The sequence below is a fragment of the Shewanella vaxholmensis genome, from assembly GCF_031932135.1.
GTDB classification, from domain to species: Bacteria; Pseudomonadota; Gammaproteobacteria; order Enterobacterales; family Shewanellaceae; genus Shewanella; species Shewanella hafniensis.
Window position 1 is genome coordinate 1 of sequence record NZ_JAUOEV010000029.1, and the last position, 22951, is coordinate 22951.

The window sequence follows — 22951 nt, forward strand, 5'->3', positions numbered from 1 at the left end:
TTGCTTCCGTCTTACGACTTCAGCGGCTCAATGAATTCTGATTTTTTGTTTCTCGCACTCCCTATAAAAGAAGGGCTAAAACAAACTGTACATATTGCTATGAACACTCATTGTTACATTGATTTAAATTTTTGACTGCCAACCCTAAGGTTAAGCAGTTTCGATTAACTCAACACCTGTGAGTGTCCACACAGATTTCTTGTTTTATCTTGTTAAAGAGCAACTCAATATCCGTAAGAGGACGTGAGTACCACACTGAGCGTCGAACGCTTCCAGGTGGCTAGGGCTGCGTATTCTACGCATTTCCCGTTTCGCGTCAAGGAGTTTTTTCAACTTCTTGCTGCGGTTGAATTAAGTGCCATTCTCAACACAGAGTAAGCCATTCAATTCAACCTAACTCGTCAGCTTGCTTTCGCTGTCTGCCGTGTCAGTGGATGCGCATTATAGGGAGCAGGAGATTTTGTGCAACCCCTATTTTAAGGAAATTTGCAGTTAATTCATATTCCTCAAGCTAGTCACAAGATACTCACCACTTACCCCCAAACTTATCCACACACCGCTCAATTTTGAGTCAGTTCCAGCTTAATATGAGGTTGGATTGGCCTGTATTACTACGGATAAGGCATAGGGTTTTCGTTGATTATCGAGGCCAAAGGTAGGTTCTTGGTGCTGCCTGTTCAGTTTTAATAGGCGAACGGCTGATTAAAAGGGTTCTTTGACGACTTAATCAGAGATACTGGTCTTGCACAACGCTGATACTGGTCACTTGTATACTATGGACTTATTTCTTGGCTCTAAGTTGGTTCATTAAAACCGTCATATATTAAGAGTGTTAACCTTCTTTCATATATTGGCGCCAAATAACAATGCTAAAAAAATACCCGCCAGTGGCGGGTATTTTCTCATTCAGCTATTGCGTTAAACGCTGAGCTTATTCTTCAACTGGCGAGACCACGAAGAGTAAGTCACCTTGAGACACTTGCTGACCATTGCTGTTCAGGATGCGCTCGATGCGATACTTCTTATCCTCAGGGTACAGAATCGCACTCTGACGGTTAAAGCCGGCTAAGGTCACTTGCGAGAACATCTTCATCGCTTCTGTGAGTGCTAGCGTTTGATCGACTGTGACTATGTCACCTTCTTTCACGAAATCCGCTTCACCTGGCGCAGAAGAGGTATAGAAGATACCTGCGCCTTGGGCTAACACTTTCAGTTCGTTACTTTCACCAACACGCAGTGACTCAGTGTCCACTTCCACAGTTTCAGCAGCGGCTTCCATTTCAGCGATCAACGCAGGAATATCCAGCTCAGCCATTAAACGTGGCAGATAGTTAGTATCGTAAACACCTTCGTTGAAGGTGCCGTCTTTCAGGATAAGCTTGAGTAACGGAATGTTAGTCGCGATGCCTTTCAGCACTACGCTGTCTAAGTATTCGTACAGTTTGGCGATCACATCTTCACGGTTTTCACCGCGCATGATGATTTGCGCAATCAAGCTATCGTAGTATGGCGATACTTCTTTACCTGGCGCAGCAATCGAAATGATTTCCACATCTGGATGTTCTGGGAACACACATTCAGTGATCTTGCCTGGATTTGGAATGAGCTGCAGTATACCATGGCTATCGAGCGCCGCTTTCTCAGCCGTCACACGTACTTCCATCGCATAACCAATTTCTTTCGGCTCTAACGCTTCAATTGAACGGCCAGCTGCGATATCAAACTGCGCGCTAACGATATCAATACCTGACGTCGCTTCCGTTACTGGATGCTCAACCTGCAGACGCGTGTTCATTTCCATGAAGTAGACTTCGTTTGCATCTAAGTTATAGATGAACTCAACGGTACCTGCGCCCATGTAATCGGTCGCGTCACCTAAAGCACGGGTATAAGCCAGTACTTGTTTCTTCAGCTCATCTGGCAACATAGTTGAACCAGACTCTTCGACTACTTTTTGGTTGTTACGCTGAACCGAACAGTCACGTAAACCCAATACTTTTGCGTTGCCGAACTTGTCACGCAGTAACTGCACTTCGATGTGACGCAGTGATGTCACATATTTCTCTAAGTACAAGTCACCATTACCAAAGGCTGCAGCCGCTTCGGTTGCCGTTTTTTGGAATAGACCAATCATGTCTTCAGGGCGTTTCACTACCTGAATACCTTTACCGCCACCACCTTGTACCGCTTTAAGCAGCACTGGATAGCCGATTTCGCTCGCCACGTTTATGGCTTGCTCAGCATTGGTCAGAATGCCGTGAGAACCTGGCACTACAGGTACATTTTGCGCTTGTGATGTCTTAATGGCGTTCGACTTGTTACCCATAGTCGTCATTGAATGCACGCTAGGGCCAACAAAGTTAACACCGTTATTCACACATAAGGCGGCGAACTGCGGGCTTTCAGATAAGAAACCGATACCTGGGTGCAATGCATCCACTTGCTCATACTCGGCTACTTTTAGCACTGAGTAAGCGTTCAAGTAACTTTCGTCCGAGGTATTACCCCCTAAACAAACTAACTTGTCGGTGTCTTTCAACATGTCGGCTGGTACTGACGTCATATCAGGATCAGACGCCACTAATACCACATTGATATTATTGTCGTGAGCCTTACGGATCAGTTTCACCGCAGTACAACCACGGGCGTGAACCAATACTTTGTTAATTGGCTTCATTAACTGGCGTGGATCGTTCTGTACGATCACATCTTCTTCAACAGTTGCTTCAACCACTAAGGTCGATAGTGCATTGATGATCACGTCGTTAATTTTTGCCGAAGGCATTGGCATCAGAGGATCGATACCCGCTAACTGAGTGTCTAAATTGTCGCTGAATGGGTTATGGACTAAGCCCGCCATTGCGCCAGGTACTTTTGACAAGTAGTTAGACAGCGTTGCCGTTGATGGTAAGTAAGCTGGCACCACCATTTGACCCGCGAACGGCATGTTAGTACCAGACAGGTAGTAAGTTTGCACTAATGGGTGAGTCACAAAACTCGCCTGCGCACCACCGGTACAGTCACCAAAACCAAACATCAATACTGGCAATTCGTTATCACGAACAAAGCGCGTGATACGGTCGTTCACCACAGCCATAGAGAATAGCGCCGCGGCACCTTCTTTAGTCTGCATCCCGCCTGAACTGATAAAGCACACGACAGGTAATTTACGCTTAGCACACTCGATCAATAGTGCAGAGAATTTCTCGGCACTGGCCATATCGAATGCACCGGCTTGGAATGCAGTGTTAGACACAGCCACACCCACACGCACTTTTTGACCTTTTTCTTTGAAGTCAGCAATACCTGTGATCAAACCACATGGGCGAATGCCTTTATCTAACGCGTCTTCAATCGATAAACGGAAGCCCGGGAAGTTGAGCAAGTTAGCCGACATCTTGTCGCCATTGATCTCTTCGAAATGGGTAAAGAACTGCTTAACCACATTTTCCCAAGTCATGTTGCCTTTACGTTTTTCGTCACGCAGCACTTTTTGGATCAATAGATCCTGATAACCCATGGTCAAGCGGTTCCAGAAGTCCTTACGACGACCGATACGCACAGGGTTGATCGCGCCAGTGTACTTACTGGTATCGCTTTCGCTATCGAAATACTCAGGCAGTAAACGTTCGAAGAAGTAAGTCAGTACCACGAATAGACTGTCGTTAAGCTGCGGGAAACCCACACTCTTCCACTGTTCTACGCGGACTAATAAATCTGCACGGTTCGATTGACCCATGAAGTATTTAAGCCACTTGTAGAATTTAGCTTTGTCGTTCGAGGTATCTTGTGTCGACATTGCATGGTCGATTGACTTGTGCAGCAGGTTGTTCACTGAATTACGTGACAAACTCTTCGACATCATGGCTTCTTTCGCGATTGACGCTAAGCTGCCGACAACGTTGTCGTACAAGGCATTGAAGATCAGAATGTTATGGCATTGCCAAATAAAGTCTTCACGCAGCTCTTCATTCACAACCACATCGAGTACGGTCAGCTGATTCAGCTCAGGCCATTTGGCTTGAGTCACAGACTTTGGCAAACTTTCTAAGTGCTGAATCAGCCCTTTGAAGTTGTTGGCCGCATTGCTCTTCCAGCGGTGATATAAAGACCAGCTGATGTTAAATAACAGCGCCTTACGTGCTTTCTTATAGTTCTCTTTTGGTTCACCCAAAATCAAACGAGTCAACATGTTACGCTCGGTAGACACTTCATCACGCTTAGCGACAAAAGTAGTCCACAATTTGTTCAGTTCTTCGTCATAAACCAGTTTGTCTGGGTTAGATAACCAAGCTTGGAACACACGGTCTTGTTCTTGTTGAATACGCGCCAACAAATCACCTTCTGGCACGCTAGCACGTGACAGACGACCATACTGCTCTTGAGAAATCGAATGGATACGGCTACGCAGCGTTAAATAACGCAGATAACGATAGGCGCTACCGAACAGGTTGTGGTGACTGGTCGGGCTCGTTGCCACAGCCAATTCTGCGTTCAGTTCCAAAGCCATCAAGTTTTTAGATGGATTCAAGAAACGGGTTAAGCTGCGATCATAATGCTCACGTAAATCTTTAGATTCACGCACAAAATTCATCGCTGCACGCTCAACCGCTTCTACGCTGCTAATAATAGCGCGGCGCAGATTGTGCTGACGCTCATCACGGTCGCCCGGTGAAAAGTCGATAATACCGTCGATACAACCTGAGGTATAAAGCTCTTCTGGCGATACACCCACAGATTTCGCACATTCTTGCCAAGATAAGTTGTACTTACGGGCAATACTTTGCAGACCTTGTGGCTGGATCGTGTTGAAAATACCGTCACGCAACGACAACAGAATGTTCGCCGCCGCTAATGGAATCGCACCGCCAGAATAACCGGCACCGATCACAATACCGACTGTCGGTACGTCAACGTTGGCGCTTTCTGCGATAGCTTTAGAAATTGAATGCGCTTGGTTTTGGCTGTTAGCGATTTCGCCAGCATCCGCCCCAGGAGTATCAATTAAATAGATAATTGGCATAGACAATTCGGCAAAATGACGAATTGCTTTACAGGCGGCGTAATGATGCTCAGGCATCCAAGCACCGTTTGCGGTAGTGCGTTCTTGGGCGATAAAGCCAATACGACGAGTGCGTGAACCGAAGTTCAGCTCGACCTCAGCACTGTAAAAAGAGCCCAAGTGAGTTTCAGTAATCAAGCGACCTTTAAGATCGGCAATGATACGTTTTGCACCAGGACGACCTTTATCTTGGGTCGGCTGGATCACTTTAGCAACGTAACCGTCGACATCTAACGATGCCAAGTCTTTCAAGTTTGCCTGAATAGCATCCTCATTTAAAAGACCTTTAATTTCTTCCGATAAACTCTGTTTGCTGTGCTTAGGAAACAGAGAAAAATCCTTTGCCAAATGCTCGGCTTGTAAAAAAAGCGGATCGGGCGTTTGGGCTTGAGTCATGTGTGTGGGCTGATTATTGCTGGTCATCAAAAGATCCTCTGCTTAGCCTCTGAAAATTTTTAGCCAATAAATATAACTTTGTTATCCCGTCAAATGCCATTAAACTGCATAAGACGCTATGTTCCAAATATGAGACAGTGGGAAAAACATGCCAGATTTAAACGGTATGATGCTATTTGCAGCCGTAGTTAGAGCTAAGGGATTCTCCCAAGCTGCACGTGAAACCGGCCACCCAAAATCCACCATAAGTCGCAAAATCGCGCAGCTTGAAGAACAACTTGGCGTGCGATTACTACAACGCGACACCCGTAACTTGAGTCTGACCCAAGTCGGGGCACTCTTTTACCAACACTGTGATTCCATTCGCAATGAGGTGGAAGCGGCCAAGGCTGTTATCGAGAATACTCACGATGATGTGTCAGGATCATTACGGATTGCGATCCCTGTGTCATTTAGCCAAGAATTAATCGCTAACCTCTGTAGCGGATTTATGCGTTTATATCCCAATGTTGAATTGGATGTCCAGTTTACCGACAACGATATTGGTTTAGTCGGCGAAGGATATGACATAGCCATCAAATATGGCCCACTTCAATCGTCGGACTTAGTCGCACGATTACTGTTTGAACGCCAACCGATTTTAGTCGCAAGCCCTGGTTACTTAAAACTCAAAGGCACGCCCGCAACGCCAAAAGAACTCAGCCTGCACAGTGGTATTTTATTGGGCACTTCTCGCTCGGCGCCGATTTGGCCATTGGGTAAAGGTTCGCGTAAAACCATGGCGAACTTCCAACGTAAAGTACGGGTCAACAGCCCTATCATGGTGAAGCAATTAGCCATGGATGATTTTGGCATCGCCATGCTATCCAATTCGGCCTGTAAGACCGAACTCGCCAATGGACAGCTAGTACCGATTTTACAGGAATGGCCAATTGAACCCTTTAAGGTTTACGGGGTTTATTCGAGTCGACGCCAACTGGCCACCAATATCAGCGTCTTCTTAGACTTCTTCGTAAAACGCTTTAGCAGCCAAGAAAGTCTGCAATCCCTCATGGGCTAAGGAATTACGTGTTCCAGTTTTAATACTTCTTTAGTAATGGCTTGGCGCAATGGCAAACCTGCGGCATCAGGGATATCCATATTCATTGCAAAAAACCACACATTATCATCGAGTTCTATCCAACCAACCCACCAGCCAATGCTTGGCTCAGCTCTGACCGCATAACCGGTTTTTGCGCGGATAATATAATCAGAATTCGCCTCGGTGAGCATGGCTTGCTTAACGATGCGTTGACTGCGCTCTGAAGCGTGTATTTTGTTGTAATAAAGTCGGCGCAGGAAATCGATTTGCTCAGTGGCCGATATCCGAATACCACCATCAAGCCAAAAGCTATCTAAGTTACCCGAGATAGTCTCATTACCATAATCGAAAGAGGCGATCATCTTCGACATTCGCGCCTCACCAATTTGGCGGGCAAACTCTTGATAGACTGGCACAACCGAATACTTCATCCCGGTAATCAAGTTGTGGTCACGATTCCAAGTGGCAATATCACGGCTTTTACCATCCCACTTAAACACTTGGTGCTCATCCTTCACCACACCCAACTCGAGCGCAATCAAGCTATTGGGGATTTTAAAGGTCGATGCTGGTAAAAAACCTTTATTGGCACGTTTAAGATTGTTGGTATATCCCTGTTGCTTGTTTTCGTTCCACAGCACCACCACGCCCGAGGCTTGTTGGGGCTTAGTTTTTTGCGGTTTAGCTTGTAGTTGCTTAGCTTGTTGCGGTTCAACTTGGTGCTGAGTAAAAATGGCATCCCAACTGCGTGTTTCTTGCCACTCCGTCTTCGCCGCTGTTGAGGCAAAAGCTGGGGCAGCTATGATTGACGACGCTAACAGTGAGGACATCACCAACACAGTCGATATGGCGAACGAACGCATAAAGTCTCCTTGTAGAAACAAAAAATCCAAAGAACTAAAAAGTGCTTAAGGCTATCACTTAGCGTTTTTGCATGCCCTAGCAAACTGCTGACCAATTGTGGCAAAAAAGAGGCAAGTAAGTTCTGCCATAGAAAGACTGATGCCAGCTCCGCCGGCTTTGAAATAGAAGATGTTGAGATAGAAGATATTGGCATAAGATGACTAAGATCACTGAGCATAACTTTATTACCCTCAGCTTGTAGTGCATACTTTTTGGCATAAAAGCCTTCCGCAGGACGAGATGAACATCATTTCCAATCAATAACGTCTAATCACTACAGGGAAATCAAAAATGTTGAAGCCAGTATTGAAGCCAGTGTTAACGCTAATCCTCACCAGTAGCTTGATCAATACGGCCAGTGCTGTGCAGCTATTTGGTGATGTTGAAGTTTCCCGCCTACCAACAGCCGAAAAAACCATGGGCGAAGTCGTGACTCGTTATCAAGCACTCGATGATGGCCTGACCCAGCAGTTAAGTTCTAAGAAAAACGAAGTTGACGCCACCCAATTAGCCGCGCGCCAAGGCCATAGATTATGGCAACAGGCGGTACGCGATGTGCAGTCAGGTCATGTTGACGACCGACCTTTATATTGGGCGCGCCTTGCCATGCTTAATAGTCTTAAGAGCACCAGCGCCAACTTTAAAATGGCCGATTGGCAAAATGACATATTAATGAGTGCAGTTGAAAAGGCCTCACGGGGATTTAGCGATATTCAATATGCTGATGATGTCCAAATCAAAATATTCCTCACGGGTTTCGATCCTTTCTTTCTCGACAAAGATATCACCCAGAGTAATCCTTCCGGCTTAGTCGCCCTCGCCTTAGATGGTTTCCGCTTTGATGTAAATGGCAAAACGGCGCAAATCGAAACTGCTATGGTGCCAGTGCGTTTTGACGATTTTGACCAAGGACTTATCGAATCGCTACTGAGCCCGATATACCGCGATCCTAAAACCCAATTTGTATTTACCGTCAGCATGGGCCGCACTGACTTTGATATTGAACGCTTCCCAGGGCGAAATCGCAGTGCCGCGGCGCCCGATAACCAAAATGTCCTCACTGGCGGCACTAAAACCGCACCGGTTGCCCCTAAGCTCAATGGCAAAGATTTTATCGGCCCGCAATTTGTCGAATTCTCGCTGCCTGTTGCCGCCATGCAAGTAAAAGATGGCGAATGGAAAGTCAACGATAACCACACTGTCACTACCCTCGCCCGCGGCGAGTTTAGTGCAACATCATTAGGCGAACTGCAAAATGAAACGTCGGTCGAAGGCTCTGGCGGCGGTTATCTTTCTAATGAAATTTCCTATCGCGCCATAGTGTTGCAGCAAAAGTTTAATAGCCGTGCGAAAGTCGGCCATATTCACACCCCAAGAGTCAAAGGCTATGACGCCGATACTGAGCAAGCCATAGTCGAACAAGTGCGCACTATGGTGATGCAAGCGGCGGCGAGTTTATAACCAAGCCACACTGGCTGAAACTGGCATTGTCAGATAGCGTTCGCTATGATGCGAACGCTTGGCCTGACTCTTATTTCAAGCGCTAATTTCAATCGCTGATTTGGAAGGCTGAGTATAAGAGCGGATTGCAAGAACAAGCGTTCGAACGCAGAAGCCAAGCGCCATACTTAGGATTGGCTTCATAACTGATGCTTTTATAACTAAATGAGTGTTAAGCACTCAATGTTTACCTTTAACCGACGAGATCCAACGCTAACCTATGTTGAAACCTGCAGACTTACTCAACGCTTTACGTCGTCGCAGCAGTGAAGCACTCGCCCCACTGACAAAATCAACATACGCAGCCTTAGGCCAAAGCCAAGATAAGTCGCATGTGATAACGAGTCCACCAGTACAAGATACGGCTCAGGCGCATATTTTCACCGGTTCATCACGCCCACTCTCATCACTGCAAATACAAGTACTAGAGCGAATTGAAGCTTGTTATCAAGAAGCGGAGATATCGCTTAAGCGCGCTTTCCCACGCCCAGTCACACAATTTAGTCTCAGGGGAAAGAGCGCGGGTACGGCTCATCTGCAGCAGAATCGTTTGCGATTCAATCCGGTGTTGCTACGCGAAAACAGCGAAGCTTTTCTAACTGAAGTTGTACCGCACGAAATTTGTCATTTACTGTGTTTTCAGCTTTTTGGCAAAACCAAGCCCCACGGTAAAGAATGGCAATCTTTGATGCTAACGGTATTTAAGGTTAACCCGAGTACCACCCACAGCTTCAATACCACTTCGGTGGCAAGTCGCGACGTGGAGTATCGCTGCGCCTGTGGACCGATTCGGTTAAGTATTCGCCGCCATAACAAGGTGCTACGCGGTGAAAGCCGTTACATCTGTAAGCGCTGTAAGACCCATTTAACGGCGATCTAAGCACTCTTCCCGCACAATCCTCACACCCACTCCAAAATTCGAATTTCAGCATTTGGGAATTGCGTGAGTAAAAAGTACGACGCAATTTGCATAAGCAGCGGCATTTCCCTTACCATCACGCCATAAAAGACGAGCCAAAGGCTCGCGTAGTGTTTGTTATTTTGGGATAAATTTTGAACAAAACTTCTTTAACCGTTAATTCGCGGCGACTTTTGTTGTGCCTAATCACTTGGGCCGCGACCTCATCTGTGCCCGCTAGCGCCTCAGTGTCACACCCCAGCAGTTTCAGCCAAGCGAAAACCAAGTCGCAGGCGCTCTACGCCGGAAGTCGCCAAGGTACTCTACCCGCCACCAGTTTTTACTGTGGCTGCGATATTCAGATCAAAGGCAAATCGTGGAAACCCGATCTCGCCAGCTGCGGTTATCAAGTCCGTAAACAGGAAACCCGCGCCAACCGTATCGAGTGGGAACACATAGTGCCCGCCTGGGAATTTGGCCATCAGCTCCAATGCTGGCAAAAGGGCGGGCGTAAAAACTGCGCCGATAACAGTAACGAATTTAATAAGATGGAAGCGGACATGCACAACTTAGTGCCCGCCATCGGTGAAGTGAACGGCGATCGCAGTAACTTCCGTTTTAGCCAATGGAACGGTAAAGCCGACCAATATGGCCAATGCGCTATGGTGGTCGATTTTAAGAATCGTCAGGCGCAGCCGCCCGTAAACGCCCGCGGCAAGATAGCCAGAACCTACCTCTATATGCAGCAGACCTATGGGCTTAAAATCGCGTCGAGCCAATTAAAATTGTTTAAAGCATGGGATAAAACCTATCCAGTTGATACTATTGAGTGCAAACGCGATAACGCCATAGCGCAAACTCAAGGCAACCATAACCCCTTTGTGCAGAATGCCTGTAATGCGCCACCACTGCGTCAACAACTAGCCGAGTAAGGTCGAATGAGAGTCCCAAGAATTTATCAACCTCAGCCATTAGCCATCAATCAACAGCTGAACTTAGACGAAGATGGCGCGGCCCATATCGGCAAAGTGCTGCGCATGGGTAACGGCGAACATATCAGCCTATTCAATGGCGATGGCCATGATTATCTTGCTGAAATTGTCGATGCAGGTAAAAAGCATGTCACAGTAAAACTGCTTTCCTGTGAGGCAAATTCATCTGAGTCGCCACTCAACTTGCACTTAGGCCAAGTGATTTCCCGTGGCGACAGAATGGAATTCACCATTCAAAAATCGGTCGAGCTGGGGGTTAATACCATTACGCCGCTGTTTTCCGATCGCTGCGGTGTAAAGCTTAATGGCGAACGCCTAGAGAAAAAAATTCAGCAATGGCAGAAAATCGTTGTGAGCGCCTGTGAACAATCGGGCCGCAGTCAAGTACCTGTGGTTCGCCCAGCGATGGACTTACACGATTGGTGCAGTGAGCCAACCTCGGCACTGAAACTAAATTTACATCCACGTGCCGCACACGGCATCAATGGCTTAGATTTAGCGCACACACGCGTGCGCCTGTTAATTGGCCCAGAAGGTGGTTTGTCGGCGGAAGAAATCGCCATGACAGAAACCTATCAATTTACCGATGTGTTGCTTGGCCCTAGAGTACTTCGCACTGAAACCGCCTCGCTCACGGCCATTACGGCGCTGCAACTCAGATTTGGTGATTTAGGCTAAACCGCAGCCGCAAGCTGCGCTGGCATGACAGACCCCATTATCCAATAAATGCTTTTTTGCCTGCAAACGGCGACAAATAAGGAACAGATTAATGATAAAACTCGGCATAGTGATGGACCCCATCAGTGAGATCAACATTAAGAAAGACTCCAGTTTTGCCATGTTAATGGCCGCGCAGGACAGAGGTTATCAACTGTTTTATATGGAAATGGCCGATCTTGCCATGGTCAACGGCGTGGCGATGGCCAATATGCGTCCGTTAACTGTTATCAATGATGCGAGCAAATGGTATGAGCTAGGCGAATCTCAAGACACGCCAATGAGCGAACTCGACGTAATCTTAATGCGTAAAGACCCGCCATTCGATACTGAGTTCATCTACGCCACTTACATGCTTGAGCGCGCCGAAGAACAAGGCGTATTAATCGTCAACAAGCCGCAAAGCCTACGCGATGCTAACGAAAAGCTGTTCACCGCATGGTTTAGCGAATTCACCCCAGAAACGATCGTGACCCGTGATGCCAAACGTATCCGCGCCTTCCACCAAGCTAAGGGCGATATCATTCTCAAGCCTTTAGATGGAATGGGCGGCACCTCGATTTTCCGCGTGAAGCAGGATGACCCTAACCTTGGGGTGATCATCGAGACCTTGACCAGCTACGGCCAACAATATGCGATGGCGCAAGCCTTTATCCCTGAAATTACTAAAGGCGATAAACGCATTTTAGTGGTCGATGGCGAGCCTGTACCTTACGCGTTGGCACGTATCCCAATGAAAGGCGAAACCCGTGGCAACTTAGCCGCTGGCGGTAGCGGTGTGGCACAGCCTTTATCCGACAGCGATTGGGCGATTGCCCGTGCCATTGGACCTGAGCTTAAAAAACGTGGACTGATTTTTGTCGGGCTGGACGTGATTGGTGACAAGCTGACTGAGATCAATGTGACGAGCCCAACCTGTATCCGTGAAATCCAAGCGGCATTTGATGTCGACATCACGGGCATGTTAATGGATGCTATCGAAGCACGCATTAACGCCAAAGCATAAGAATTTACCAACGAGTTTGTTGATTGTAAGGCGCGAGCCAACCGCGAGCGCCGAACCACTTCTAGGGATGTGATATGAGTTTCACCAAAGCGCCACTCTTGTTACTCGGCATCAGTTTGCTGTTATCTACGCCAGCTTGGGCTGATGAAACGGGTCCAACAAAAGCGCCATCGCGACCGAAAAATATCGTCATCATGATAGGTGATGGTATGGGACCGTCTTACACCAGCGCCTACCGTTACTACAAAGATAATCCTGACACTGAAGAAGTCGAACAAACCGTATTCGACCGTTTACTGGTGGGCATGGCGAGCACCTATCCCGCGAGCGTCAGTGGCTATGTTACTGACTCAGCCGCGGCCGCGACAGCGCTGGCCACAGGAGTAAAATCCTATAATGGGGCGATTTCAGTCGATACCCAAAAACAACCACTGCCGACCATACTCGAAAAAGCCAAATCCCTTGGCCTCAGCACAGGAGTCGCGGTAACGTCACAAATCAACCACGCCACGCCAGCCGCCTTTTTGGCCCACAACGAGAGCCGTAAAAACTACGATGCTCTGGCACTCAGCTATTTAGAAACCAACGCCGATGTATTTTTAGGCGGCGGTCAAAAATATTTTCCCCCTGCATTATTAGAGCAGTTCAAAGCCAAAGGTTATCAGCACATTAGCCGCTTTGAGGATCTCACCAGCATCACCCAACCTAAAGTGTTGGGCCTGTTTGCTGAAGTCCAATTGCCTTGGGCAATTGATGAAAAAGATGCGAAGAAACTCAGTACCTTAACCCAAAAAGCACTCAGCTTGCTGTCACAGAATGACCAAGGGTTTGTGCTATTAGTCGAAGGGAGTCTCATCGACTGGGCGGGCCATAATAACGATATCGCCACAGCCATGGGTGAGATGGATGAATTCTCCAATGCCATTGAAGTGGTTGAGCAATTTGTGCGTGAACATCCCGATACCCTGATGGTGATCACCGCCGACCACAATACCGGTGGTCTATCGATTGGCGTCGATGGCAACTACAGCTGGAACCCTGAAATCCTGCGTAATATCTCGGCCAGCACAGACACTTTGGCCTTAGCCGCCATCACTGGTGAACAATGGCAAGCCGATCTCGCCCGCGGTTTAGGCTTTGAGCTTAGCGAAGAAGAAGTCGCCAAATTGAACGTCGCCAGAATGCAGGGATTAGAAACCATGGCGGTGGCGATTCGCCATGTTATTGATAAACGTACTGATACAGGTTGGACAACCGACGGTCACACAGGCACAGACGTACAAGTCTTTGCCGCAGGTCCGGCGTCTGAGCTGTTTAACGGCCATCAAGATAATACCGATATCGCCAATAAGATTTTTAGCTTATTACCTAAACCGAAGAAACCTAAAAGCTAAGCGTTAATCGATTCCGTTCATTAAAGGCAACCGCATAATGCAGTTGCCTTTTTTATTGGGTCTTTTTATTAGGGATTTTATTAGGGATTTTATTAGCTCTTTGAGTAGGGATTCGATGCAAACTGGCTCAGGCGTGAATAACGGGTATAATGCCCACACTTAAGTTTATAGGTGCCAGTAACTGTGTTAACCAATCCATCGCAAGTCATTATTCGTAATCAAGACAGCCTAAGCCAACACAAAGTATTAGTGCTCAATCATGAAGCCGATCTACTGCCAAAAGCCCTGCTCGATGTCGCGGCATCGGTCGATGCACTCGCCTTGGATTACCACCATTACTTGCACTTAGCGCCGCACGCCAACACAAAGCTGCGTTGCTATTTCGGCCATGACCTGCCGCACCAAGATCCGCTTGAACGAGAAAAGTACGATACGGTTATTGTTTATTTCCCCAAAGCCAAACCCTTAGCACCTTATTTGTTTAACCTCGCCGCCAATCATCTTGTGCCTAACGGCCAACTGTTAGTCGTGGGAGAAAACAAAGGCGGGATTAAGTCTTTAGTGAAGCTGTTACCTGAGTATTTTGCGACTGGGATGAAGCTCGATAACGCTCGCCACTGCCTGTTATTTGGCAGCCATTTAGAGGGCAGCGCGCCGGCGATGAAGCTCAGCGATTGGGTCAGTCAGTATCAACTCGCGACGCCACAGGGCGAAATCAGTATCTGTAACTTAGTCGGGGTGTTTAGCGAAAAACGCTTAGATCTGGGCACTGAATTATTACTGTCGCACCTGCCGACACTCTCGGGCCGAGTGCTCGATTTTGGTTGCGGCGCCGGCGTGATTACCGCTGCCCTACTCAAGGCACTGCCGAGCTTATCCTTAGAGTGTGTCGATATTAATGCGATGGCCTTGGCTTCCTGCGAACTCACCTTAGCCGCCAATGGCATGACGGCCAAAGTCTATCCTTCCGATGGACTGGCGCAAACCACGGGGAAATTTAACGGCATTATCTCTAATCCACCGTTCCACGATGGCCTTGCAAGCACCACCAGCATAGCGCAGAACTTTGTCACTGATAGTGCCAAGCAATTACAACATAACGGTATTTGGCAAATTGTCGCCAACCGCCACTTGCCCTATTCCGATATCATTGCCGCCGAATTTGGCCAATTAAAAGTGGTTGCCGATAACAACAAGTACAAGCTGTATTACTTCCAACACAAGTAAAACTCTACAGATAACGCGCTTATGCTTTGGTTATAGGCGCGTTATTGACTACGCCTCATACTCACTCGTGTCACTATCCCATTTTTCAGATAAAGCTTATCTTTCCTCGTGTTACAAAACTCAATATTGTGATCTGCCGCATGTCAGCGATTCCCGTAAACACAGTTCCATTTACCTCAAACTGCCGTTCCTAGCATAGGAATTTGATTTAAAACACCAAAATAATCGCTAAAGCGAAAGTTAGCATTAAGTTGCGACTTACACTGCGATTAGTAGGAATAAACCAGAGATAACACTGTTTATCTCATTCAATTTCTTATAAAAAACCAACTATAAATCGCCCAGTAGACCATTAACAACAAAATGCCAACATTTGCTGTTTTTGCAGCCAAAAAGGCTTCTTTACCCTAAGTTTCTACTGTTATACTCAAATCAGCTTCTTAAACAATAATAAAACGCAATTACTAGGAATGCCCCTATGCTGGACCCTGAACTCATAGAGCTAAACAGCGATAAGACCAAAGCTGAATTGCGCCTGATCCCTAATGTCCATGGCCCAGTCACCCATGAAGACATAATGCGCCTGCTGTCTTTACCTGAATTCGGTTCCCTGTTTCCTTTAGAGCCAGCTATTACTAAAACCGTCGCTAAAATTAACGCTCTGTGCAGCCAAGATGAGGGGAAGTTTGAGCTATTCGCCACTTTAGCTGAACGCCGCGATGGCACCATAGCAATCGAAATTAGCCCAGATAAAATGCAAGCCAGCCTCAAACTGACCGCAGCATGGGGCGGTAAACAGATAGATTTGCCAGAGATCCTCACCCATCTCAAAAAGAACAACGTCTGCATGGGGTTAAGCAAGCTCAAAATTCAAACCCTACTCAAACAACTTAGCACGCTGAAGCCGGGTGAAGTTTGCCAAAGTGACATCGCCCAAGGTAAAGCGTCGGTCAATGGACTCAATGCGGTATTAGAACGCAAAGTGTTCCTCGCGCGTGAACGCTTACTTCAACCACAAGAGCGGGAAGATGGCAGTGTCGATATGCGTAATCTCGGCTCACTTATCGTCGTCAAAGCCAATGATCTCTTGATGGTTAAACACCCCGCCACCGAAGGCACACCAGGTTACAACATCAAGGGCGAAGTACTTAAACAAAAACCGGGTAAAGATGCCGTACTCCAAGCGGGTACCGGCACAGCTTTGCATCCGCAGGATCCCAATAAACTCATCGCCACTGTGCCAGGCCAACCCGTCGAAACCCGTACAGGCATGAATGTCGATGATATTTTGCAGCTTAAAGATGTCGACATCGGCACAGGCCATATCAGCTTTAAGGGCAGTATTTTAATCACAGGTGATGTCCACGAGGGCATGCTAGTTAAAAGTTCGGGGGATATAACCGTAATGGGCTTTGTGGACTCCGCGACCCTAGAGGCGGAAGGTGATGTCACAGTCAGTAAAGGCATCATAGGCAGACAAATTAAAGCTAATGAATACTCTACCAATATCCATTCTCAAGGCCAGATCAGCGCCCAGTTTGTGCAATATTCCAACTTAGTGGCCAAGGGCAATATCTTAGTCACTAAACAGTTGCTGCACAGCCATACCAAAACAGCTGGCAGTTTAACGGTCAGCGATCCGAGTGGTCGTCGTGGCGATCTGGTGGGCGGTGTCGCACGTGCAGAGAAAGGCATCACGGCGGTTGTCATAGGGGCAACGGCGGGAACCAAAACCGACGTTTATTGCGCAATGGAACATGCCGAACTCAAACAAGCTCTCAAGCTACTCGATGAAAGCGTTAAAGCTATGGTTGTCGCCAGTTTAGATATTGAGGCTCGCCTCAATAAATTACCCCCAAAGTCAGAATGGCAAGGCGACGCGGCGATGATCGAGCAAATCAAGATGATGCTCGACCAGAAGAATCGCATTTTGGATGAGCGCACCCGTGAAGAACTCGAGTTCGATACCTTAAAACAAGAAGTCGAAGGCTATTACGAGAAATACCGTATCGAAGTGCTTAAACACGTATTCCTCAATGTTGAGTTACATATAGGTCCAGCGAATCATCGCACCGCCCGTGAACACGGCACTTGCTGCATTGCCAATGTCAGTCAAGAGATTAACTTTGACTATAACGCCAAAGCCAAAGCCGCACCGACCGCATGATCTTGGCTAGGTGTGATGACTCAGTCGTCACGCCTTCCTCATTCAGCCAGACTCAGTGAACTTGTTCTGGCCTCTATCAATCTTCCCTCAGCGTGGCATACTGCTGTCAGATAAACTCACGCAGCAGCATGCCAAGTATCTTCTTGTATAATCCTAATCCTTGTCTACTGCCGCCGATTGTTCTCAGAGACTGTCTCAGAGCCCATTTTAAACTTCCTAAGGATCTGAAATGACTAGCGTTAAGATGTCGAGTATTGAATGGCCAGCCATTGTAAAACTGACTCAAAGTGACGAATTACTTTACCTAGAACACCAAAGGGATTGGCTCGAACTCGCCTGTCTCTATCAGCATCATTTTATCGATACCGATCAATTACTCGACTCTAAAGGCCAGCGTTATCTAATCAGTGCCTGTCCGCAGAAAATCCATGAAGATCCCGTCGGCGAACTGCCGCAATTACTGCGCCAAAAACAAGATTTACCGCTCAATGAATTTATCAAGTGGGTTCAAAACCATGCCCAAGCACTGGGGCAATGCTGCGTTGCTAAGCTGGCTTTCACAACGATTTCCCAAGGGATTGAAATTGTACGCACCCTCGATGAATAAACGGCAAGCAGCTGAGATACTATCTACCAACAACTCAGTTGCTCAATAAAAAACACTATGACCTTAAAAGCTAATATCCTCATAGTGAATTCACAGGCATAATTTGCCGCTGTGTAGCAGCGCCGAGTCCACTGGCAAAGCGCGGCTAAAATACACTTCAAAATGACCATCTTCTTCGTCGACTCAAGGGATGACGTTTAAGTTGGCACTAAATATACAAACAGATGGAACCGAAATTGGAACTACTTAAGATTGACTGCTTAGGCAAACAACTGCGCTTAGAAGGCTCACTCGCGGGCTGGCAACAACTCTTCTGGGACAACACCTTAGTCTCACAAAAAGAAGCTTCCGTCGACAATGGCGGCCTCAAGGTTCATGTCTTTGAGCTCACCCACCACAGCAGCCCATTGGCGACCGAAAGTGGCGAGCAAGCCATCGCCATGACAGAAAATAAAATTCAAGTTCGCCTCGAAACCGATCTCGTTTGGCAGCCTTTCCGCCTTGATTACTGCTTGCTGCTGGATGACAAAATCATCGACCAAGGCCGACGCACCGAAAAAGATATTGAACGCCAAACTCCAGAAACGCCCATTGTGAAGCAGCAAAAACTGAGCATGGTAGGACTTGCCTCCCTTGGTTTTAAACTGTTAAAGAGCGCCAAAGTCATAAAAATAGTGTTAGCGGGCGCCAGCGTTGCCGCTTATTCTTGGCTATTCTCCTTCCAATTTGCCCTCGCGCTCATCGCCTGCTTAGTGTTCCACGAATACGGCCATATCCGCGCGATGAAATATTTTGGGATGAAAACCAAAGGAATTTACCTTATTCCCTTTATGGGCGGACTTGCCCTCTCCGATGAGAAAATTAATACGCGTTGGCAAGATGTGGTGATTTCTATCATGGGGCCAACCTTTGGACTCTTGATGTCCATCGCATCCTTGATTGCTTACCACGCCACGGGCAATGTGTTTTTTGCAGGCCTTGCCGCCTTTAATGCGCTACTTAACCTATTCAATTTATTGCCTATTTTGCCACTCGATGGCGGGCATATTTTAAAGAGCATTAGTTTTTCAATGAACAGCATCATGGGCTTGGTCGCCTGCGCCGCCGGTGCCGCTTTCGGAGTGTATATCAGCTACACCTTAGGCTTAGCGCTATTGGGCTTCTTATTGTTAATTGGCAGCCTAGAAATTATTTTCGAGTGGCGTACTCGCCATCAAAGCCATCTGCTGCCATTAGACAGATACGGGCAAATCTTCTCGGTTATTTGGTATTTGCTCACGGTTGGCGCCTTAGTCGGCATCATCTGGCACTTAGCTGGAACGGGCGATGATATGCTCAGCCTGCCGTTGCAAATACTCCGCAGCTAATGTGGCTTAACGGCTAAGCACAGCGCAAAGGCAATAGCACTCAAAGACTTGCGCTTGCCTGAGTTATATAAAAACGAAAAACCGCTATTAATAGCGGTTTTTTATTTTTCTGTCGCGCTGTGATGCTTTTACAACCGTGCGTTATTCCTTTGCCAAAGGCGGGGCGATATCGCTGCCGCCAAGGGCTTGATAAAGCGTCGCTTGGGCGGTGAGTTGGTTGTAACGATTCTCGAGCAAAGCCGCCTCGGCGCTACGACGATTCTCTTGGGCATCAATCCAATTCTGAATACCGATAGCACCATTGCGATACTGGCTCTCATAAATGGCTTCAACGGCCGCCGCGGCGCTAAATTGCTGCGCCAACTTCTCCCCTTGATAGCGATATTGCTGCTTAGCCGAAATCGCATTATCGACATCTTCAAAGGCGGAATAAAGCGTCTTGCGATAATTCACCACTGCAGTTTGATAATCGATATCGGCAATATCATTATTGATTTGCATTTGATTCCACTGCAAAAAGGGCAAGACCAGCCCAGCGCCTAAGCTGCCAACGGGATTGCGTAACAACTCTTTTAACTCAGAGGTCGACTCTCCAACACCACCCGTTAAACTCAGGCTGGGGAAATAACTTGCATAGGTCGCATCTTTACTCGCCAAGGCGGAGCGCAGTTGATACAAGGAGGCCTTCACATCTGGGCGTCTGACTAACAAATCTGCGGGTACACCCACGCTAACGTCCGGCACTGCCACATCGGGGAGTTGCTTAATCTCAACCCAAGTGTCCCCTGAGGCTAAACTCTGCGCCGGATCAGCAGCTGGTGCCTGATTGAGTAATATCGCGAGGGCGTTTTTAGCCACAGTTAATTGTTGAATAAGCTGGCTATGCGCAGCCTCTTGTCCCGCCATACTGCGCTGAGCTTCAAGCACATTCACTTGCGTCACGGCGCCAGAATCATACTGCCTTTGGGTTAATGCCAGCGTTTGCTTACTGTACTCGATACTCTTTTGGCTTAAATCAATCCGTTGATTTAAATAACCTATCTGCCAATACAAGGATGCGGTGGTCGCCACTAAGCTTTGGGTGGTGCTTTCCCTATCTTCGGCGCTCGCCAGCGCCGCCCATTGGGCTTGGTCGATATTGGCCGACACTTTGCCCCACAAATCCACCTCATAACTCACGGACAAGTTGGCTTGATAGCTCTTAGTCGCATCGCCGCCCTCAAGTGGCTGATTACGGGAAGCACCAAGATTGGCCGATAATTGCGGATACAGATCGTCCCGCGTTAGCCCTGCCTGCAAGCGCGCTTTACGCAGCGTTAAGGTCGCCAGCGTTAAGTCATTGTTAGTGCTCAATACTTGGCTAACCAGCTTATCAAGCTCGGGCTGATGAAACTGCTGCCACCACGGGTCGACCTTTACTTGCTCGTTCACTGTGGTGTGTTGCCACTGTTCTGGAATTGCCAATGCTGGCGGTTCAAAGTCTGAGCGCATCAAACTGCCGCAGCCACTTAGCAAAACGATTCCCAAAGCCATGCCCACAGCAATAGTACTGCTACGAAGCGAAAATGGCTGATTAAAAACTTTATTATTCATGGTGTTATTACTCTCTGGCTAATGCGTCAACGGGATCTAACTGCGCCGCATTGCGGGCGGGTAAGAAACCAAATAGCACACCAATTAAGGTCGAACAGGCAAAGGCGGCAACGATGGAGGTGGTGGAATAAATCATTTGGAAACTGCCCCCCGTTTGAGCAAACACCACGCCAATTAAGTAGGACAAGGCTATGCCTAAGGTGCCACCACACAAACACACTAAAATGGCTTCGATAAGGAACTGGCGCAAAATATCACTCTGGCGCGCACCCACAGCCATACGAACACCGATTTCACGGGTCCGCTCAGTCACAGACACTAACATAATGTTCATCACCCCAATTCCGCCAACGACAAGGGAAATCACCGCGATAGCCGAGATCAGTAAGGTCATGGTTGCTGTGGTTTTTTCGATGTTCTGCCTAATGGTATCGGTATTGATGGTGAAGAAATCTTGCGTGCCGTGGCGCATTTTAAGCAGCGTGATAATACCCTGCTCCGCCGCGTTACTCGGCACAGTTTCATCGAGTCGAACGGTAATACCATCCAAATAATTTTTACCCACCATACGGCCAGAAACTGTGGTGTAAGGCACCCATACATTAAGCGCATCGCTGTTACCAAAAGCACTTTCTTTGGGCTTCGTCACACCTATGATACGTACGGGTAAATCTCCAAGGAAAATCACTTGCCCTATCGCCGAGTTATTGTCGGCAGCGCTGTTAGGAAAAAGCTCCTTACGGGTGTTGTCATCAATCACCGCATCTTGGGCGAGCGATGCGACACTGGCATCATCCCAAAATTGCCCCTGCGCTAACTCGTAACCTCTCACGCGAAAGAACTCAGGCCCCACCCCATTCACCGATGCCGATACCGCTTTATTGCCCAAACGTACCGTCGCGCTAGAGCCAATACTTGGGGTCACACTATCGACATAGGGCAGATTTTTAAGGGCATTGGCGTCCGTTGCGGTTAAGGTGCGCACCCGCGCCGAGCGTCGATCGCCAAAACCTGAACCTGGGCGAATATCAATCGTGTTGGTTCCCATCGAACTGATACTTTTAAGAATGGCCTGCTGCGAGCCTTCACCTAAGGCCACTACTGAAACCACAGAGGCAATACCGATAATAATCCCGAGCATAGTCAAGAAGGTACGTAACCTGTGGGTCGACATCGCCACCAGCGCCATTTTAAGCGCTTCGACATATCTGTCCCACGAAGCCACCCGCGCACGCGAGCTGTCTTTTGCTGCCACTGTTTTTGCGACCACTGTGCCGTTAGGCTTTTGTGACGCCGTATTTTGTGAGGTCGTGTTTTGTGATGTCGAGCTTTGTGGCTTAGCCGTTTGTTTATCCTGACTGCGCTCATCGCTGATGATTACGCCGTCTTTGATTTCGATAATGCGGTCGGCATATTGGGCCACGTGCATATCATGGGTCACGATAATGATGGTATGACCGTCGCTGTGAAGCTCCTGCAACAACTGCATCATTTCTTCGCCGCTGTGACTATCCAGCGCACCGGTCGGTTCATCGGCGAGGATCACATCGCCGCCATTCATCAAAGCGCGCGCCACACTGACCCGCTGCTGCTGTCCGCCACTGAGCTGATTGGGTTTATGGTCGAGCCTATCGCCAAGGCCTAAACGCGTTAACAAATGCTCTGCCCTGTCCTTACGAACCGTGCGCTCTTTACCCGCATACACGGCAGGCACTTCGACGTTGCCTATGGCGGTCAAATCGCCCAGTAAATGATAACGCTGAAAGATAAAACCAAAGTGCTCGCGGCGCAGTTGAGCTAACTCATCCACGTCCATAGTCGAGGTATCTTGGCCATTGATAAAATACGCGCCCTTTGACGGTTTATCTAAACAACCAAGAATGTTCATTAGGGTCGATTTACCCGAGCCAGAAGCGCCTACTATCGCCACCATCTCGCCACGGCCAATCGACAGGTTCACATCTTTTAGCACAGTAAGTTGTTGCTCACCCGCCAGAAAAGTGCGATAACAACCTGAAACTTCAAGTAATGCCGTTGTCAC

General features: G+C 47.8%; 15 protein-coding genes. 11 read left to right on the forward strand and 4 right to left on the reverse strand.

Annotation, left to right across the window (positions count from 1 at the left end):
- Positions 1–931: 931 nt before the first annotated feature.
- Positions 932–5485 carry an ATP-binding protein gene (locus Q4Q46_RS19390; RefSeq protein WP_311906809.1) on the reverse strand — a complete coding sequence of 1518 codons (4554 nt, stop codon included), beginning with the start codon at positions 5483–5485 and terminating at the stop codon, positions 932–934.
- A gap of 121 nt (positions 5486–5606) precedes the next feature.
- Between Q4Q46_RS19390 and Q4Q46_RS19395 the strand changes: the two genes are divergently transcribed.
- Complete coding sequence (locus tag Q4Q46_RS19395) at positions 5607–6518, forward strand: LysR family transcriptional regulator (protein ID WP_006082994.1); 912 nt, start codon at positions 5607–5609, stop codon at positions 6516–6518.
- Here Q4Q46_RS19395 and blaOXA read toward each other — a convergent pair.
- Entirely contained in the window at positions 6515–7402 is an 888-nt protein-coding gene (blaOXA, locus tag Q4Q46_RS19400; protein WP_311906810.1) for an OXA-548 family class D beta-lactamase, read from the reverse strand. The two genes, Q4Q46_RS19395 and blaOXA, sit on opposite strands and share 4 nt — an antisense overlap.
- A 331-nt stretch (positions 7403–7733) precedes the next feature.
- On the opposite strand from blaOXA, the gene Q4Q46_RS19405 reads away from it, so the two are divergent.
- From Q4Q46_RS19405 to Q4Q46_RS19450, 10 genes are all read left to right on the forward strand, one after another.
- Positions 7734–8903: a PA0049 C-terminal domain-containing protein gene (locus tag Q4Q46_RS19405; protein WP_311906812.1), complete on the forward strand. Its 1170-nt coding sequence runs from the start codon at positions 7734–7736 to the stop codon at positions 8901–8903.
- Positions 8904–9162: 259 nt separating this feature from the next.
- Positions 9163–9822 (forward strand): SprT family zinc-dependent metalloprotease, encoded by a 660-nt coding sequence (locus Q4Q46_RS19410; protein ID WP_311906813.1) that lies wholly within the window; start codon positions 9163–9165, stop codon positions 9820–9822.
- A gap of 173 nt (positions 9823–9995) precedes the next feature.
- Positions 9996–10772, forward strand: a complete 777-nt coding sequence (gene endA / locus Q4Q46_RS19415) for an endonuclease EndA (protein ID WP_006082998.1) — start codon at positions 9996–9998, stop codon at positions 10770–10772.
- A gap of 6 nt (positions 10773–10778) precedes the next feature.
- Positions 10779–11510 carry a 16S rRNA (uracil(1498)-N(3))-methyltransferase gene (gene rsmE / locus Q4Q46_RS19420; RefSeq protein ID WP_106649512.1) on the forward strand — a complete coding sequence of 244 codons (732 nt, stop codon included), beginning with the start codon at positions 10779–10781 and terminating at the stop codon, positions 11508–11510.
- Between the two features lie 91 nt (positions 11511–11601).
- Positions 11602–12555: a glutathione synthase gene (gshB, locus tag Q4Q46_RS19425; protein WP_063884004.1), complete on the forward strand. Its 954-nt coding sequence runs from the start codon at positions 11602–11604 to the stop codon at positions 12553–12555.
- 74 nt (positions 12556–12629) lie between these two features.
- A complete protein-coding gene (locus tag Q4Q46_RS19430; RefSeq protein WP_311906814.1) occupies positions 12630–13949 on the forward strand; it encodes an alkaline phosphatase in 1320 nt (439 codons plus the stop codon).
- A gap of 183 nt (positions 13950–14132) precedes the next feature.
- The gene (locus tag Q4Q46_RS19435; RefSeq protein WP_311906815.1) at positions 14133–15176 is read left to right on the forward strand and encodes a methyltransferase; all 1044 of its coding nucleotides are present in this window, start codon (positions 14133–14135) and stop codon (positions 15174–15176) included.
- A gap of 478 nt (positions 15177–15654) precedes the next feature.
- Positions 15655–17343, forward strand: a complete 1689-nt coding sequence (locus Q4Q46_RS19440) for a flagellar assembly protein A (RefSeq protein WP_311906816.1) — start codon at positions 15655–15657, stop codon at positions 17341–17343.
- Positions 17344–17572: 229 nt separating this feature from the next.
- Positions 17573–17950, forward strand: a complete 378-nt coding sequence (locus Q4Q46_RS19445) for a DUF4144 family protein (protein WP_006083004.1) — start codon at positions 17573–17575, stop codon at positions 17948–17950.
- A gap of 224 nt (positions 17951–18174) precedes the next feature.
- A complete protein-coding gene (locus Q4Q46_RS19450; protein ID WP_311906817.1) occupies positions 18175–19317 on the forward strand; it encodes a site-2 protease family protein in 1143 nt (380 codons plus the stop codon).
- Between the two features lie 141 nt (positions 19318–19458).
- Here Q4Q46_RS19450 and Q4Q46_RS19455 read toward each other — a convergent pair whose 3' ends face one another.
- Positions 19459–20910, reverse strand: a complete 1452-nt coding sequence (locus Q4Q46_RS19455; protein WP_311906819.1) for an efflux transporter outer membrane subunit — start codon at positions 20908–20910, stop codon at positions 19459–19461.
- A 7-nt stretch (positions 20911–20917) separates the two neighbouring features.
- On the reverse strand, positions 20918–22951 hold the full coding sequence (locus tag Q4Q46_RS19460; RefSeq protein ID WP_311906820.1) for a MacB family efflux pump subunit: 2034 nt from the start codon (positions 22949–22951) through the stop codon (positions 20918–20920).

What these genes read in the sequence shown, in the direction of transcription:
- Q4Q46_RS19390 (WP_311906809.1), bottom strand. Translation starts at nt 5,485, where the DNA reads ATGACCAGCAATAATCAGCCCACACACATGACTCAAGCCCAAACGCCC.
- Q4Q46_RS19395 (WP_006082994.1), top strand. Translation starts at nt 5,607, where the DNA reads ATGCCAGATTTAAACGGTATGATGCTATTTGCAGCCGTAGTTAGAGCT.
- blaOXA (WP_311906810.1), bottom strand. Translation starts at nt 7,402, where the DNA reads ATGCGTTCGTTCGCCATATCGACTGTGTTGGTGATGTCCTCACTGTTA.
- Q4Q46_RS19405 (WP_311906812.1), top strand. Translation starts at nt 7,734, where the DNA reads ATGTTGAAGCCAGTATTGAAGCCAGTGTTAACGCTAATCCTCACCAGT.
- Q4Q46_RS19410 (WP_311906813.1), top strand. Translation starts at nt 9,163, where the DNA reads ATGTTGAAACCTGCAGACTTACTCAACGCTTTACGTCGTCGCAGCAGT.
- rsmE (WP_106649512.1), top strand. Translation starts at nt 10,779, where the DNA reads ATGAGAGTCCCAAGAATTTATCAACCTCAGCCATTAGCCATCAATCAA.
- gshB (WP_063884004.1), top strand. Translation starts at nt 11,602, where the DNA reads ATGATAAAACTCGGCATAGTGATGGACCCCATCAGTGAGATCAACATT.
- Q4Q46_RS19430 (WP_311906814.1), top strand. Translation starts at nt 12,630, where the DNA reads ATGAGTTTCACCAAAGCGCCACTCTTGTTACTCGGCATCAGTTTGCTG.
- Q4Q46_RS19440 (WP_311906816.1), top strand. Translation starts at nt 15,655, where the DNA reads ATGCTGGACCCTGAACTCATAGAGCTAAACAGCGATAAGACCAAAGCT.
- Q4Q46_RS19445 (WP_006083004.1), top strand. Translation starts at nt 17,573, where the DNA reads ATGACTAGCGTTAAGATGTCGAGTATTGAATGGCCAGCCATTGTAAAA.
- Q4Q46_RS19450 (WP_311906817.1), top strand. Translation starts at nt 18,175, where the DNA reads ATGGAACCGAAATTGGAACTACTTAAGATTGACTGCTTAGGCAAACAA.
- Q4Q46_RS19455 (WP_311906819.1), bottom strand. Translation starts at nt 20,910, where the DNA reads ATGAATAATAAAGTTTTTAATCAGCCATTTTCGCTTCGTAGCAGTACT.